Below are 14,579 nucleotides of genomic sequence, written 5' to 3'. Positions count from 1 at the left end.
GTTCTGTTGGTTCAAACGGGATCGACTGCTTGTCCGGACGGCGCGTGCCATAGCCATAGCATACGGCCAAGCCGTCCGGGCAAGCAGACGGCCCGTTTCAACCAACCCGAAGGGCCGGGCATATTTCCGCCAGGGTTAAGGCGATCGGCTCGACCGTACCTATGGGTATGCCCTTCGCCAATCGCCTTAGCCCTGACGAAAATCTGCTCCGGCAGAACGATTCCATTTAGCAAGGAAATGCTCTAAGCCCCGAATGGTCGAACCGCTGCGCCCAAATCTTCGGCGGTGAGGCCGGGGCCAAGGCGTTGCGCCGTTTCTCCATGCAGCCAGACGGCAGCGGCTGCGGCCTCGAAGGCCGGAACCTGCTGAGCCAGAAAGCCGCCAGCAATACCGGCCAGCACGTCACCGGAACCCGCCGTCGCGAGATACGGCGGCGCATTGGTGTTGACGGCGGCACGGCCATCCGGGGCGGCAATGACCGTGTCTGCGCCTTTGTAGATGATGACGGCATTGGCGCGCGCCGCAGCAGTCAACGCTCTCTCGATTTTGCTCAGGTTCTTGTCCGCGACGAGGTCTGGAAACAGACGACCGAACTCCCCTTCATGTGGCGTCAGAATGCGCGGGGTGCTAGAGGCAAACAGATCGAAAAGCTGCTGCGGATCGTCCTTGAACGCGCTGATACCATCGGCATCTAGCACCAGCGCCTTGTCCTTCAACAGCGCGACGAAACGGCGCGCCTTTTCGAAATCGCCGAAGCCGGGACCGAGAACATAGGTTTCGTGGCGGTTGTCATCCAGCCACGCCGCCAGCGCATCATCGCCGTCGATGGGCGACACCATGACGGCGGTAAGCGTCGTGGAAAGCACGGGCACGGCATCTAAAGGCGCGGCGACGGTGACGATGCCAGCACCCGCCCGGAAACCCGCCATCGCTGCCATGCGCGCAGCACCCGTGGCATGCGCCGGGCCGGAAAATACCGTGAGATGTCCGCGCTTGAACTTGTGCGTATCGTCATCCGGCTGGGAAAAGGCCGCGCTCCAGAGCGCCGGGTGGTTCTCCACGACAGCACCGCTGTGTTTGCTCAAAATGCGCTGGGGAATACCGATATCGAAGACCTCGACTTCGCCGCAAAGCGAGCGACCCGGCATGAGAAGATGACCGGGCTTGCGCGCCATGAAGGTGACAGTGTGTTGCGCGCGAAAGGCGCTGCCGAGTGCGACGCCCCGACGCCCGCACAAGCCCGAGGGAAGGTCCACGGCAATGACGGGAATGTCTGCGCCTTCCACGCGAGCAATCACCGCCGCGACCCCTGCCGGAACATCACGAGACAGGCCAGCACCGAAAATGGCATCGATCACCACGTCACCGGGCTCCGGCTGGTAGCGCTCCAGCGGTTCCACAGGGCCGTTCCACGATGCGTATGCCTGCTGCGCGGCACCTTGCAACTTCTTGGTATCGCCGAAGAGATAGAGGGCGACTTCGGCACCGCTTTCGCGCAACGCCCGTGCCGCCACGAAGCCATCACCGCCATTGTTGCCGGTGCCGCACAGCACGGCATACCGCGTGGCTTGCGGGTAATGTCTGAGTGCGCTGGCGGAGACGGCCTGCCCTGCTCGCTCCATCAATGAGGATATGGACATGCCGCTTTTTTCGGCGTCCGCATCGACCCGGGACATGGCGGCGGGATCAAGCAAAGCATGGGCGATGGAGAATGTCATGGCGTCATACCAGCGCAAAACGAAGGAAAAGGCAATCGGCGCAAAAATAGGCGAAATGGATTGCGCAAACCATAGGCAAATGAACAACTTATGGGCAAACGTTGATTTCGTATGACTTTTCCTTTGCGCTTTTGAAATTGGGCAAAATCGTGGAAAAATCCTGTTTCCAGCCAATAGGAACGGTATATTTGTCCACAGAAACAGAGTGGACGCGTCAAAATTGGCGTGGCGGACAGTTTTTTTGAAGTTTTTTTATTCAAAGCGGCTTCCGATCTGGCACGATACGTGCATTCTTGTGGCAGAGCGGAAAGACCGCTTGAACGGGAGAAGCGGAGAGATATTTTCTCATGAAAAAGATCGAAGCGATCATTAAGCCTTTCAAGCTCGACGAAGTGAAGGAAGCCCTTCAGGAAGTCGGACTTCAGGGAATAACGGTTACAGAAGCCAAGGGCTTTGGTCGTCAAAAAGGCCATACGGAACTCTATCGCGGCGCGGAATATGTCGTCGACTTTTTGCCCAAGGTAAAAGTCGAGGTCGTGCTCGCGGATGAAAACGCGGATGCCGTTATCGAAGCCATTCGCAACGCAGCCCAGACCGGCCGCATCGGCGATGGAAAGATTTTCGTTTCCAACGTGGAAGAGGTCATTCGTATCCGTACGGGTGAGACAGGCGTAGACGCCATATAAAAAGACTGGGCCCGTAAAACAGGGGCTTAACCTTGTCATCATTACACTCAAGGAAAAGTTTAAAATGACGACCGCAAACGATATTCTGAAGCAGATCAAGGACAACGACGTAAAGTTCGTCGACCTGCGCTTTACCGATCCCAAGGGCAAGTTGCAGCATGTGACGATGGACGTCGCCTGCGTGGACGAAGACATGTTCGCCGATGGCGTCATGTTCGACGGCTCCTCCATCGGCGGCTGGAAGGCCATCAACGAGTCCGACATGGTGCTGATGCCCGACACGGGAACGGTTCACATGGACCCGTTCTTCGCCCAGTCCACCATGGTCATCATCTGTGACATTCTCGATCCTGTCTCCGGCGAGTCCTACAACCGCGACCCACGCGGCACGGCCAAGAAGGCCGAAGCCTACCTGAAGGCGTCCGGAATCGGCGACACGATTTTCGTTGGCCCAGAGCCGGAATTCTTCGTCTTCGACGACGTGAAGTACAAGGCTGACCCGTACAATACAGGCTTCAAGCTGGACTCGTCCGAGCTGCCATCCAACGACGACACAGACTACGAAACCGGCAACCTGGGCCACCGTCCGCGCGTCAAGGGCGGTTACTTCCCGGTTCCTCCGGTCGATAGCCTTCAGGACATGCGTTCTGAAATGCTGACGGTTCTCGGCGAAATGGGCGTGGTCGTTGAAAAGCACCACCATGAAGTCGCTTCCGCACAACACGAGCTGGGCGTGAAGTTCGACACCATGGTTTCGAGCGCCGACAAGATGCAGATCTACAAATATGTCGTGCATCAGGTTGCCAATGCTTACGGCAAGACGGCAACCTTTATGCCGAAGCCGATCTACGGCGACAACGGCTCCGGCATGCACGTTCACCAGTCCATCTGGAAGGGCGGCAAGCCGACCTTCGCTGGCGACGAATATGCAGGCCTGTCCGAGACTTGCCTCTACTACATCGGCGGCATCATCAAGCATGCCAAGGCAATCAACGCTTTCACGAACCCCACAACCAACTCCTACAAGCGTCTGGTTCCAGGTTACGAAGCACCGGTTCTGCTGGCCTATTCTGCCCGCAACCGCTCTGCATCCTGCCGTATTCCGTTCGGCTCCAACCCGAAGGCAAAGCGCGTCGAGGTTCGCTTCCCCGACCCGGCCCAGAACCCGTATCTCGGCTTTGCCGCGATGCTGATGGCCGGTCTCGATGGCATCAAGAACAAGATCCATCCGGGCAAGCCAATGGACAAGGATCTCTACGATCTTCCTGCAAAGGAACTGAAGAAGATCCCAACCGTCTGCGCCTCGCTGCGTGAAGCCCTCGACAGCCTCGACAAGGACCGCAAGTTCCTGACGGCTGGCGGCGTGTTCGATGACGACCAGATCGATGCCTTCATCGAACTGAAGATGCACGAAGTCATGCGCTACGAAATGACCCCGCATCCTGTCGAGTTCGACATGTACTATTCGGCGTAATGGCCGGAAAAGGCGCCTCTCGGGGCGCCTTTTTCTTTTGCCGTTAGGTATGGTGGGTGTGGCTTTACCCCCCTCTGTCCTACCGGACATCTCCCCCTCAAGGGGGGGAGATTGGCTGGGCGCACGAACTCGCTTCATCTCGACGTAAGAGATGGCCGAGAGCCAACCACGAGCCGATCTCCCCACCTGAGGGGGAGATGTCCGGCAGGACAGAGGGGGTAAGCCACACCCACTGTCATCAATGACCGACAGCCCGAAATCAATAATACGCATACCGGAAAGCCCCATGACCGCAGCCACCGACACCACCCCTCACCTGCGTGACTGGTTGATTTTCCTCGCCGTACCGTTCTTCTTTTCCAGCAACGTCATTTTCGGACGCGGCGTCATTGGTGAGGTTTCACCTTTCGTCACCGCCTTTCTGCGCTGGTTCTTTTCGGTGCTGTTCGTCGCGCCCTTCATCATCCGGGACTGGCGGGCCTGCCTGCGTTTTATCCGCACGAAAACAGTGCTGTGGCTTGTGCTGGGCTTCCTCGGCATGGGTATTTGCGGAGGGGTCGTCTACTGGGGCCTCACCCTGACATCGGCGGCCAATGGCACGCTGATCTATACGACATCGTCGCTGTTCATCATTCTGATCCAGCGCATACTCTACGGTCGCGCAATCCGGCGGCTGGAGATTGTCGGCATGGTCATCGCTTTTGCAGGTGTGGCGGCCATCGTGCTGAAAGGTGATGCCTCGCAGCTTCTGCACCTCGATTTCAATCTCGGTGATCTCGCCATTCTCGTCGCATCGATTTCGTTTGCCATTTACTCCCTGCTGCTGCGAGACCCTGCGGCCAGAGACATGGCGTCGCTCAGTTTGTTCGCGGTCATCGCATTGTCTGGCGCGCTTGTGCTATTGCCACCGGCGGCCATGGAATTAGCCTATGGCGGCATGCTGCCCTCTTCGCTTTCCGCATGGGGGAAAATCGGCGGGATCATTGTTTTTGCGTCAGTGTCCGCGTTCTACTGCTTTACCCACACGGTGCGGGTCTTCGGGCCGGCAACAGCGGGTATTACGCTTTATATGATGCCACCGGTGTCAATCGTCATGGCTGTCGCGTTTCTGGGTGAGAGCTTCGAACATTATCATGCGGTCGGTATCGTATTGGTAACGGGCGGCGTAGTGCTGGCAACGGCCCCCTTTGGCAAGCTGAAGTAACAAAATGGCGCTTGACCACCAAATATCTTGATATTTTTCATTCGTACCCCAAATGGTATGGGGAAAGGATGTGCATGCCATGAAACAAAGAGACGCAAAATTCACGATTGGCGAAGTTGTTCGTCACAGGGTGTTTCCGTTCCGCGGTGTGGTATTCGACGTAGACCCGGAATATGCGAACACCGAGGAGTGGTGGAACGCAATTCCTGCGGAAATCCGTCCAGAACGTGACCAGCCCTTCTACCACCTGCTGGCGGAAAACGACGACACGGAATATGTCGCCTACGTCTCCGAGCAGAATCTGGTGCACGATGAAAGCGACCAGCCGCTGCGCAACCCCAATCTTTCCCGCATTTTCGACACCACTCCCAATGGTGTGTTGCGGGCGAAATCAGCGATGACGCACTGACGCTCAGACCTTAAATCTGAACAACAAAAAACCGGCCTGAAATCCCAGGCCGGTTTTTTTAACGTCGAATATCTTAGTTGGCAGGCTTGGACTTTGCAGCGTCCTGAGCGGCTTCGAGCTTCTTGCGAGCCTCTTCAGCCTTCTTCTGCATGCCTTCTTGGAGGGAACGCTGGCTTTCAGCAAGCTGCGACTGCGTGATCGGCTGGCCGTCATAAGCACCGGTGAAGCCGCTGAGAGCGATCTTGATCGGGTTTGGCGCGCGACGGAAGTTAATGGAGGTGAACACGATTTCCGTGCCCTTCTTCATGCTGGCGATCATCGCATCCGTCAAAGGCACTTCAGCCGTGCACTTGTCTGGAAGGCAGACAGCGTAATCGAGCTTCTGACCCTTGGCACCATCGATCTGCATCATGACGCCAGGAGGCAGCAGGCGTGCAGTTGGAACCGAAACCTGAAGCAGCTTGCGGTTGACCTTGCCTTCGACGCTGATGAGGCCGACAGCCGTGATCATCTGGCCGTTCTGGGCGAGAACAACGTTCTGCACGACGCAAACATCATTGTCTTCCTGCTTGCTGCAAGTCTTGAACCAGCCAAGCGGAGGCGCACCGGCACCACCTGCGGCAGGAGCAGCCTGCTGAGCCTGCGATACGGCTGGTGCAGACACGGCACCCAGCGAAAGAACGAGAGCAGACAAGCCTGCGCGGGTAAATGTGTTTGCGAATTGCATCATAAGAGTTCCGTCTCCTGAATTTTCTTATGCGAAGCAGAACGGGACGAACTGCTCAACATCATCGGTATCCGTCTGCCCGTTCCACTGTCGTTTAAATGAGGCAAATGCGTGACCCGACGGTTTCGGCAACCCTGTTACATCCCGTTGAGTGCGATATCCAGCACTTCTTTCAACTTTTCTTGAGCCCCGACAGATTTTCCGTCGCCGGATGCCTGACATAGTCGTGTGTGATACATTCCCGCGGGAATCAATACAAGACGGGCGGCGTTTGGCCAACGTAGCAATGCCGTGATGAGACAGCCCGAATGCGACAGGACAATTACCATGCGAAGCCTTTTGGCGTTCATCCCCGCCCTTCTTTTTTCAGGTCTGGCGATGGCGGAACCACTCCACGGGATTTCGATGCATGGCACGGTCGCCCTGCCCGCCGACTATAAGAACTTTCCCTATGTGAAGCCGGACGTAAAAAAAGGCGGTCGCATTTCCTACGGCGTCGTCGGCACCTTTGATAGCCTCAATCCCTTTGTTCTAAAGGGCATGCGCACCACCGCACGCGGCGTGTGGGACCCGGAATTCGGCAATCTGCTCTACGAGCCGCTGATGCAGCGGTCCAACGACGAACCCTTCTCGCTCTACGGCCTGCTGGCGGAAACCGCCGAATGGGATGACGACCGAACCTACATCCAGTTCAACATCAATCCGAAAGCCAAATGGCAGGACGGTCAGCCTGTTACGCCCGAGGATGTGATCTTCACCTTCAATCTTTTGAAGGAAAAGGGCCGCCCGCCTTTCAACAGTCGCCTCAACGGCGTAGCGAAGATGGAGAAGATCGGCGACCACGGCGTGCGCTTCACCTTCAACGAAAATGCCAACCGCGAAACGCCGCTCATCCTGGCATCCTCGACGCCGATCCTGCCGAAGCACGCCATCGATCAGGCGACATTCGAGCAAGGCGGCCTTGGCCCCGTGGTCGGCTCTGGCCCATACCGAATCAAAACCCTGCGCCCCGGAGAGCGTGTGGTGTGGGAGCGTAACCCTGATTACTGGGGCAAGAATGTCCCGTCTAAGGTCGGCTCTGATAATTACGACGAGATCAGCATTCTCTATTTCCTTCAGGTCACAACCATGTTCGAGGCCTTCAAGAAGGGCGATATCGACATCTACCCCGAAGGCGATGCCATCAATGGTTCAGCCGACTCATCACATTGGGGTCAGGCTTACAATTTCCCGGCCGTGCATCGCGGTGATATTGCCCGCGACGTTTTCGAATCGCGCTTGCCATCGGGCATGTTCGGCCTCGTCTTCAACACACGACGCGCCATCTTTGCCGATGAGAAAGTACGTGAAGGTCTGTCCTATGCGCTCGATTTCGAGTGGATGAACCGCAACATTCTGGGCGGTGCCTTCCAGCGGACGCAAAGCTATTGGCAGAATTCGGCGCTCGGTGCCTTCGGCAACGCGGCGGATGCACGTGAACTTGCACTGCTGGGCGATGCCGCCAAGAAACTTCCGCCTGCATTGCTGGCTGGCACCTACGCCATGCCCGTCACCGATGGTTCCGGTGCCGACCGCAAGGTGCTGAAACTCGCCGTCGATAGGCTGAAAGAGGCCGGTTACACGATCAAAAGCGGCAAGATGTCGGATGCCAAGGGCCGCCCGCTGGCCTTCGAGATCATGACGCAAAACCCCGCACAGGAGCGCATTGCGCTGGCCTATCAGCGGTCGCTGCGCCTCATCGGCGTCGATATGGCCATCCGCTCCGTCGATGACGGGCAATATCAGGCCCGCTCCAACAGTTTCGACTATGACATGATCATCCGCTCGCTGCCGTCCTCGCTGTCGCCGGGAGCAGAACAGCTCAACCGCTGGGGCTCTGATTCGCGCGATGCCAATGGCAGCTTCAACTATGCGGGCGTGGCCGATCCTGACGTGGACCGTATGCTGGAGGCGCTGTTGCAGGCGCGCTCGACCGAGGATTTTCAAGCGGCCGTGCGCGCCTATGACCGGCTGCTCACCGCAGGCCACTACATCATTCCGCTCTATTATATCGGCGCGCAGTGGGTGGCGCGGTGGAAATATATCGAGCGGCCCGAGGCCACACCGCTTCTGGGCAACCAGAAAAGCACATGGTGGGATGCGCGCGCTCAATGAGGCGCGCGACATGGTTCTCTTGAGGTAACGCCTTGCGCGAGCGTGGCAACGCCCCTAGATGAAGCGGATATTTTCGGCTCTGAAAGGGAAGCACCATGCAACGCATTGTTATCGACGTCGTCTCGGACATGGTCTGCCCGTGGTGCTATCTCGGCAAGGCGCGGCTCGATCTGGCGCTGGCTGAAATCCTGGATGAGGTCAGCGTCGACGTGAACTGGCGTCCCTACCGCCTGAACCCGGATTATCCGCCTGAGGGCGTGGACCAGAAGGCCGAACTTGAAAAGAAGCTGGGCGGCAAAGACAAGGTCGAACAGGCGCACGAGATGCTGACGCAGCTTGGCAAGGAAGTTGGCATCGCCTTCGATTTCGACGCCATCAAGGTTGGCCCTAACACGCTGGATGCCCACCGCCTGTCGCTCTGGGCCCATGCCGAGGGACGGGAGTTTCAGGACAAGGTCGTGAACGAACTGTTCCGCGCCAACTTCGAGGAAGGCCTGAACATCGGTGACCACACCGTGCTGGCCGATATCGGTGAAAAGGCCGGGATGAACCGCGAAGTCGTGGAGAAGCTGCTCGCGTCTGACGCGGACAAGGACACGGTCGTTGCGGAAATCGACGCGGCTCAGCAGATGGGTGTTTCGGGCGTTCCCTTCTTCATTCTCGACCAGAAATACGCGGTCAGCGGTGCGCAAAGCAAGGAAGTGCTGATTAATGCACTGCGGGATATTGCCAGAATGAAGCTGGAAGAGCATAGGGCAATGAACTGATCGTCAGCGCCTCCCCGCTGTCGATTTCCGGCCCCTAATATTTTCAGGTGTTTCCGTGTCCGATAGCACGTTGAAGGGCATTCTGCTCGCATTCGCAGCCTTTGCGGCCTATGCCTGGAGCGATGCGAGCGTGAAGCTCATCGAAGGGCAATTGTCGCCCATTCAATCCGCCTTTTTCGGCGCGCTGTTCGGGCTCTGCGCCCTGCCCTTCATTCGCAAGCGCAATGACGACTGGCGCGATATCGTGCGCACCACCAACCGCCCACTGTGGTTGTTGCGTTTCGTGTCATCCGGCCTCGGCGCCATCACCTCGGTGACCGCTTTCACGCATCTTTCGATGGCAGAAGCCTTCGCCCTCATTTTCCTGCTGCCCGCCTTCGTCACCATCATGTCGGTTCTGTTCCTGAAGGAACAGGTCGGCATCAAACGTTGGTCCGCCGTCATTATCGGCTTTGCCGGTGTTCTGGTGATTTTGCGGCCCGGTTTTCGCGAGCTATCGACCGGCCATTTCGCAGCCATCGTTGCCGGTCTTTGCGGTGCGATTTCCATCGTCATCTTCCGCGCCATGGGGCCATCGGAAAAGAACATATCGCTTTATGGTGCGGGTTTGCTGGGAACGCTGGTGATTTGCGGTGTGGCGATGACATCATCATTCACACCGCCCAATGCGCAGCAATGGATGTTTCTGGCGGGTTACGGCCTTCTCGGTGCTGTCGCCAACGTGCTGGTCATGTATGCGGCGAAATACGCACCTGCTGCGGTCATTGGCCCCACGCAATACAGCCAGATGCTGTGGGCCATTCTGTTCGGCTATCTGATTTTTGGTGATGGTGTCGATGGCTGGATGCTGGTGGGCATCGCCCTCATCATCGGCTCAGGCCTGATCACGCTCATCCGCGAGCGGCAGCGACATGTCGCTCTTCCAACATCGATTGCGGCGGCAGACCAGAATGTTGCCGTCGCGATGACACCGGAGAGTGATGAGGCTAAGACGGACTGATCAGCCCGTCCCCGGCTCCATCAATTGCAGACACGCACGCGATACATGTCGCCGTAACCATCCTGACGCCATGCCAGATGGCAGCGGTGATAAGCGGGCTCATAGACGACAGGTGGACCGTAAACGGGCTGGCTGTAAACGGGTGTATAGCTATAGGCTGGCGGGCCATAATAGTTGCGCGCGCCCGCAATCAACGCACCGCCAACGACGGCTCCGGCGATACCCGCGCCAAATCCGCGTCCGAAATTGTTACGTGCTTCTGCCTGGCTGGTGGTGGCAATTGTGGTGCCCGCAATTGTCAAAGCAACCAGACCAGCGGTGACAAACCTGTTCATGGTGGTCAACATAGTCCTGCTCCTTCGTTCAACGGCATCAGGCGAAACAGTGCCGTGCCGATAAAGCCAAGACTATGCCTCCCAATCCTACGGCCAGATGTCCGTTTGATTAAATCGCCGTAAGAAACGGCGACTTTCATTTCGTCAGGATTTCGCCAGTTCCGCCAGCTGCGTCATCACCATGGCCGCACCCGCCAGACGCTTCTCCGGCGTTGGCAGATCGCGGGTGAGGAACACGCTGTGGTCAGGCCTGATCTTCGCCATGGAGCCCTGCTTGGCGATGTAGCCGACGAGTGCCGCCGGATTCGGGAATTCCTTGTTGCGGAACTGCACGACGACGCCCTTCGGACCGGCATCCAGCTTCTCGACATTGGCCGTGCGGCACAGCGACTTGACGTAGACGATCTTGAGCAGGTGCTGCACTTCCTTGGGCAGCGGCCCGAAGCGGTCGATCATCTCGGCGCCGAAGCCATCGATTTCGTTCAGATCGGTCAACTCGCCGAGGCGACGGTAAAGGCCCATGCGCAAGTGCAAATCCGGAACGTAATTTTCCGGGATCATGACCGATGTACCGACAGAAATCTGCGGCGACCAGGCGCTGTCGATCACATCGTCTTCGCCCTTCACTTCGGCCACGGCCTCTTCCAACATCTGCTGGTAAAGCTCGAAACCGACTTCCTTGATGTGACCGGACTGTTCTTCGCCCAGCAGATTGCCAGCGCCGCGAATATCCAAATCATGGCTGGCAAGCTGGAAGCCCGCGCCGAGCGTATCGAGCGATTGCAGGACCTTCAGACGGCGCTCCGCCATTGTCGTCAGCACCTTGTTGACCGGCAGCGTGAACAGCGCAAAAGCGCGAACCTTGGAACGCCCGACGCGACCGCGCAGCTGGTAAAGCTGCGCAAGGCCGAACATATCGGCACGGTGGACGATCAGCGTGTTGGCTGTCGGCACATCCAGCCCGGATTCAACGATGGTCGTGGAAAGCAGCACGTCATATTTGCCGTCATAGAAGGCATTCATGATGTCTTCCAGCTCACCCGCCGCCATCTGGCCGTGGGCCACGGCAACCTTCAGTTCCGGCACATCGGATTGCAGGAAGGCGTGAATATCAGCCAAATCAGCCAGGCGTGGGCAAACATAGAAACTCTGGCCACCGCGATAATGCTCACGCATCAGCGTTTCGCGGATGACCAGCGCATCGAACGGAGAAATGAAGGTACGCACCGCCATGCGATCCACCGGCGCCGTGGTGATCAGCGACAGTTCCCGAACGCCCGTCATGGCAAGCTGAAGCGTGCGCGGAATGGGCGTGGCCGACAGTGTCAGCACATGCACATCGCTCTTCAGCTCTTTCAGCCGCTCTTTGTGCTTCACGCCAAAATGCTGTTCCTCATCGATGATGAGCAGGCCGAGATTGGCGAAATTGATACCAGCGCCGAGCAGCGCATGGGTGCCAACGACGATATCCGTTTTGCCCTCGGCCACTTCCTTCTTGGTCAGCGCCAGTTCCTTTGTGCCAACAAGGCGGGAGGCCTGTTGTACGCGGATGGGCAAGCCACGGAAGCGTTCGGAGAAGGTGCGGAAATGCTGGCGCGCCAAGAGCGTGGTCGGCACAACGACGGCTACCTGCACGCCATTCATGGCCGCAAGGAAGGCGGCACGAAGCGCCACTTCCGTCTTGCCGAAGCCGACGTCACCGCAGATCAGGCGGTCCATCGGACGACCGGCACCCAAATCTTCGCGCACGGATTCGATGGCGTTGAGCTGATCTTCCGTCTCGTCATAGGGGAAACGGGCAGCAAATTCGTCATAGAGACCATCTGGCGTAATCAGGGTCGGCGCGTGGCGCACCATGCGCGCCGCTGCAATACGGATGAGATCACCCGCCATATCCAGCAGGCGCTTCTTGAGCTTGGCTTTGCGCATCTGCCATGCGCCGCCACCCAGCTTGTCGAGATTGGCTTCCGCCGCATCCGAGCCGTAGCGCGAGAGAAGATCGATATTTTCGACCGGCAGGAACAGCTTGGCTTCATCGGCATAGTGCAGTTCCAAGCAATCACGCGGCGCACCCGCAGCCTCGATGGTGCGAAGACCGACGAAGCGCCCGATACCGTGTTCGGCGTGAACGACGAGCGACCCTTCGTCCAGACCGGCGACTTCCGAGATGAAATCCGCACCGCGCTTGCGGCGCTTGGAACGGCGCACCATGCGGTCGCCGAGAATATCCTGTTCACCGATGACGGCGAGATTGCCGGTTTCAAACCCGGCCTCAAGGCTGAGCACCGCTGCCGCAGCCTCGCCCTTGCCGAGCTTTTCGACTTCCTTGAACGACTGGATGGTCTTGATGTTCTCAAGCCCATGCTCGTTCAACACCTGCAACAGCCGGTCGAGCGACCCTTCCGACCAGCCTGTTATCAGAACCTTCCAGCCCTTGGAGCGCCGCTCGGCAATGTGCTTGACGGCCAGCGTAAACACGTTAACGCGCTCTTCGCTTTCACTTTCCGTCTGCGATTTTGCCCAGCGCGGACCGACATGGGCGTCCAGCGTGGCGACCGGCTTGTCCTTGGAATCCTGCTCGTTGAACGGCGTCAGGCGTACCGCGTTGACGGCATTCAACGCCTCATCGAAGCTCTTGCCGCCGAGATAAATCTGGCTGGGCGAGACGGGCTTGTAGGGCGCGCCCTGCGTTGCGCCTTTCGTCTGGCCGGATTGCTGCCGTGCCTCGAAATAATCATGCACCAGCTTGGAGCGTTCGACGGCAGCCTCACGCGCCGTGTGGTCGGTAACGATGCGGAAGCCCTTGAGATAATCGAAGGCCGTTTCCAGATGCTCGTAAAACAGCGGCAGCCAATGCTCCATACCGGCATAACGACGTCCCTCGGACACGGCCTGATACAGCGCGTCATCCCGTGTCGCCGCGCCAAACAGCGAAAGATAGTTCTTGCGGAAACGGCTGATCGTATCTGGTGTCAGCGTCACTTCGCTCATCGGGTTCAGATCGAGCGAACGCGCCTGGCCGATGGTGCGCTGGCTGGCAGGATCGAAAGTGCGGATGCTTTCCAGCGTATCGCCGAAGAAATCCAGCCGCACCGGCTCTTCCGTGCCGGGAACGAACACATCGAGAATGCCGCCGCGCACGGCAAATTCGCCCACCTCGCGCACCGTCGCCACACGGTCGAAGCCGTTGCGCTCCAGCCGGGCGGCAATGTCGTCCATGCGGATCTGGTTGCCGGGCTTGGCCGAGAAAGCCAGGCTCTCGATCACATCGCGCGGTGCCATCTTTTGCAGCATGGCATTGACGGTGACGAGTACGATGGCCGGATGCGGTTTTTTCTGATGGTGGATGAGGCCGGAGAGCGTCGCAAGACGGCGCGCCGAGACATGCGCGCTGGGCGAGACGCGGTCATAGGGCAGGCAGTCCCAGGCGGGCAATGTCAGAACCGGAATGTCAGGTGCAACGAAGCCCAGCATCTGCTCCAGATCGGCCACGCGCTGACCATCGGAGAGCACATAGGCCACGGGGGTGCCCTGCCGCGCCAAATCCGCGAGCAAAAAGGCTTCCGTGCCGGAGGGCACGTTGCCAATGGTCAACGGCGTATCGGCCGATGCCACCAGCCTGACATCGAATCCGGCTATCATTTTAGGCTGTGTCCGTTCTGGGCAGTGACCAGATCGAAATCCGGGCGGTAGGAAATGATCGTCATGAACAACGGCGTCTGGAATTTTTCAGGAACGGCCTGCGCGCCCGTCACCATCTGCACGAGGTCCTGATCCTCCTCATTCATGATGATTTCAAGCTCGTCCAACTGCTCATCCGAGAGATCGGCAATGTTCTCTTCCGCAAACTGGCCGAGAACAAGGTCCATTTCCCTGATACCGCGATGCCAGCACCGATAAAGAATCCGCCTGCGCCTCGGATCGAGGTCGGCGCTCGTGCGTACCAGTCCTGTCATCGCATTCACCCGTTTGTTGACTTGGCCTTTCCTATAGAACAGGACAGGAACGATTGGGAACCGCTTTTTACGCAAATATCGCCACAGGCCGGAAAATCTGCCGGTGATAAACCGAGTTTATCGCCGTGACGCTCTTGCATTGCGCCCGC

At 58.3% G+C, this 14,579-nt stretch carries 12 protein-coding genes; 7 read left to right on the top strand and 5 right to left on the bottom strand.

Translation table 11 applies throughout. The features are described 5' to 3' along the window. Window positions 1-242: 242 nt before the first annotated feature. Window positions 243-1,718 (bottom strand): NAD(P)H-hydrate dehydratase, encoded by a 1,476-nt coding sequence (locus QRN55_RS09180; RefSeq protein WP_284776476.1) that lies wholly within the window; start codon window positions 1,716-1,718, stop codon window positions 243-245. A gap of 347 nt (window positions 1,719-2,065) precedes the next feature. Between QRN55_RS09180 and QRN55_RS09175 the strand changes: the two genes are divergently transcribed. The 4 genes from QRN55_RS09175 to hspQ all read left to right on the top strand — a co-directional run bounded on the left by QRN55_RS09175 (window position 2,066) and on the right by hspQ (window position 5,491). Continuing rightward, on the top strand, window positions 2,066-2,404 hold the full coding sequence (locus tag QRN55_RS09175; protein ID WP_007753933.1) for a P-II family nitrogen regulator: 339 nt from the start codon (window positions 2,066-2,068) through the stop codon (window positions 2,402-2,404). A gap of 64 nt (window positions 2,405-2,468) precedes the next feature. Then, window positions 2,469-3,878, top strand: a complete 1,410-nt coding sequence (gene glnA, locus QRN55_RS09170; protein ID WP_111838056.1) for a type I glutamate--ammonia ligase — start codon at window positions 2,469-2,471, stop codon at window positions 3,876-3,878. 286 nt (window positions 3,879-4,164) lie between these two features. Then, window positions 4,165-5,082 carry a DMT family transporter gene (locus QRN55_RS09165; RefSeq protein ID WP_284776475.1) on the top strand — a complete coding sequence of 306 codons (918 nt, stop codon included), beginning with the start codon at window positions 4,165-4,167 and terminating at the stop codon, window positions 5,080-5,082. Window positions 5,083-5,161: 79 nt separating this feature from the next. Next, window positions 5,162-5,491 carry a heat shock protein HspQ gene (gene hspQ / locus QRN55_RS09160; protein ID WP_111838054.1) on the top strand — a complete coding sequence of 110 codons (330 nt, stop codon included), beginning with the start codon at window positions 5,162-5,164 and terminating at the stop codon, window positions 5,489-5,491. Window positions 5,492-5,564: 73 nt separating this feature from the next. Here the strand turns inward: hspQ and QRN55_RS09155 are convergent, their stop codons facing one another. Next, on the bottom strand, window positions 5,565-6,221 hold the full coding sequence (locus QRN55_RS09155; protein ID WP_045229040.1) for an invasion associated locus B family protein: 657 nt from the start codon (window positions 6,219-6,221) through the stop codon (window positions 5,565-5,567). Between the two features lie 324 nt (window positions 6,222-6,545). On the opposite strand from QRN55_RS09155, the gene QRN55_RS09150 reads away from it, so the two are divergent. The 3 genes from QRN55_RS09150 (at window position 6,546) to QRN55_RS09140 (ending at window position 10,139) form a co-directional block, all read left to right on the top strand. Next, entirely contained in the window at window positions 6,546-8,372 is a 1,827-nt protein-coding gene (locus tag QRN55_RS09150) for an extracellular solute-binding protein (protein WP_284776474.1), read from the top strand. A 95-nt stretch (window positions 8,373-8,467) separates the two neighbouring features. Continuing rightward, window positions 8,468-9,139, top strand: coding sequence for a DsbA family oxidoreductase (locus QRN55_RS09145; protein WP_233121315.1), 672 nt, complete (start codon window positions 8,468-8,470; stop codon window positions 9,137-9,139). A 55-nt stretch (window positions 9,140-9,194) separates the two neighbouring features. Further along, window positions 9,195-10,139: a DMT family transporter gene (locus QRN55_RS09140; RefSeq protein WP_284776473.1), complete on the top strand. Its 945-nt coding sequence runs from the start codon at window positions 9,195-9,197 to the stop codon at window positions 10,137-10,139. Between the two features lie 20 nt (window positions 10,140-10,159). Here the strand turns inward: QRN55_RS09140 and QRN55_RS09135 are convergent, their stop codons facing one another. The 3 genes from QRN55_RS09135 to QRN55_RS09125 all read right to left on the bottom strand — a co-directional run bounded on the left by QRN55_RS09135 (window position 10,160) and on the right by QRN55_RS09125 (window position 14,430). Then, window positions 10,160-10,486 carry a hypothetical protein gene (locus tag QRN55_RS09135; RefSeq protein WP_284776472.1) on the bottom strand — a complete coding sequence of 109 codons (327 nt, stop codon included), beginning with the start codon at window positions 10,484-10,486 and terminating at the stop codon, window positions 10,160-10,162. A gap of 132 nt (window positions 10,487-10,618) precedes the next feature. Beyond that, window positions 10,619-14,116 (bottom strand): transcription-repair coupling factor, encoded by a 3,498-nt coding sequence (mfd, locus tag QRN55_RS09130; RefSeq protein WP_284776471.1) that lies wholly within the window; start codon window positions 14,114-14,116, stop codon window positions 10,619-10,621. After that, entirely contained in the window at window positions 14,113-14,430 is a 318-nt protein-coding gene (locus QRN55_RS09125) for a succinate dehydrogenase assembly factor 2 (protein WP_284776470.1), read from the bottom strand. The genes mfd and QRN55_RS09125 overlap by 4 nt, the downstream gene beginning before the upstream one ends. Window positions 14,431-14,579 lie beyond the last annotated feature (149 nt).

The organism is Agrobacterium sp. lyk4-40-TYG-31 (assembly GCF_030209855.1).
Lineage (GTDB): Bacteria > Pseudomonadota > Alphaproteobacteria > Rhizobiales > Rhizobiaceae > Agrobacterium > Agrobacterium vaccinii.
The sequence above is the reverse complement of the archived record's forward strand: the minus strand, read 5'-3'. Positions and strand labels throughout refer to the sequence as shown.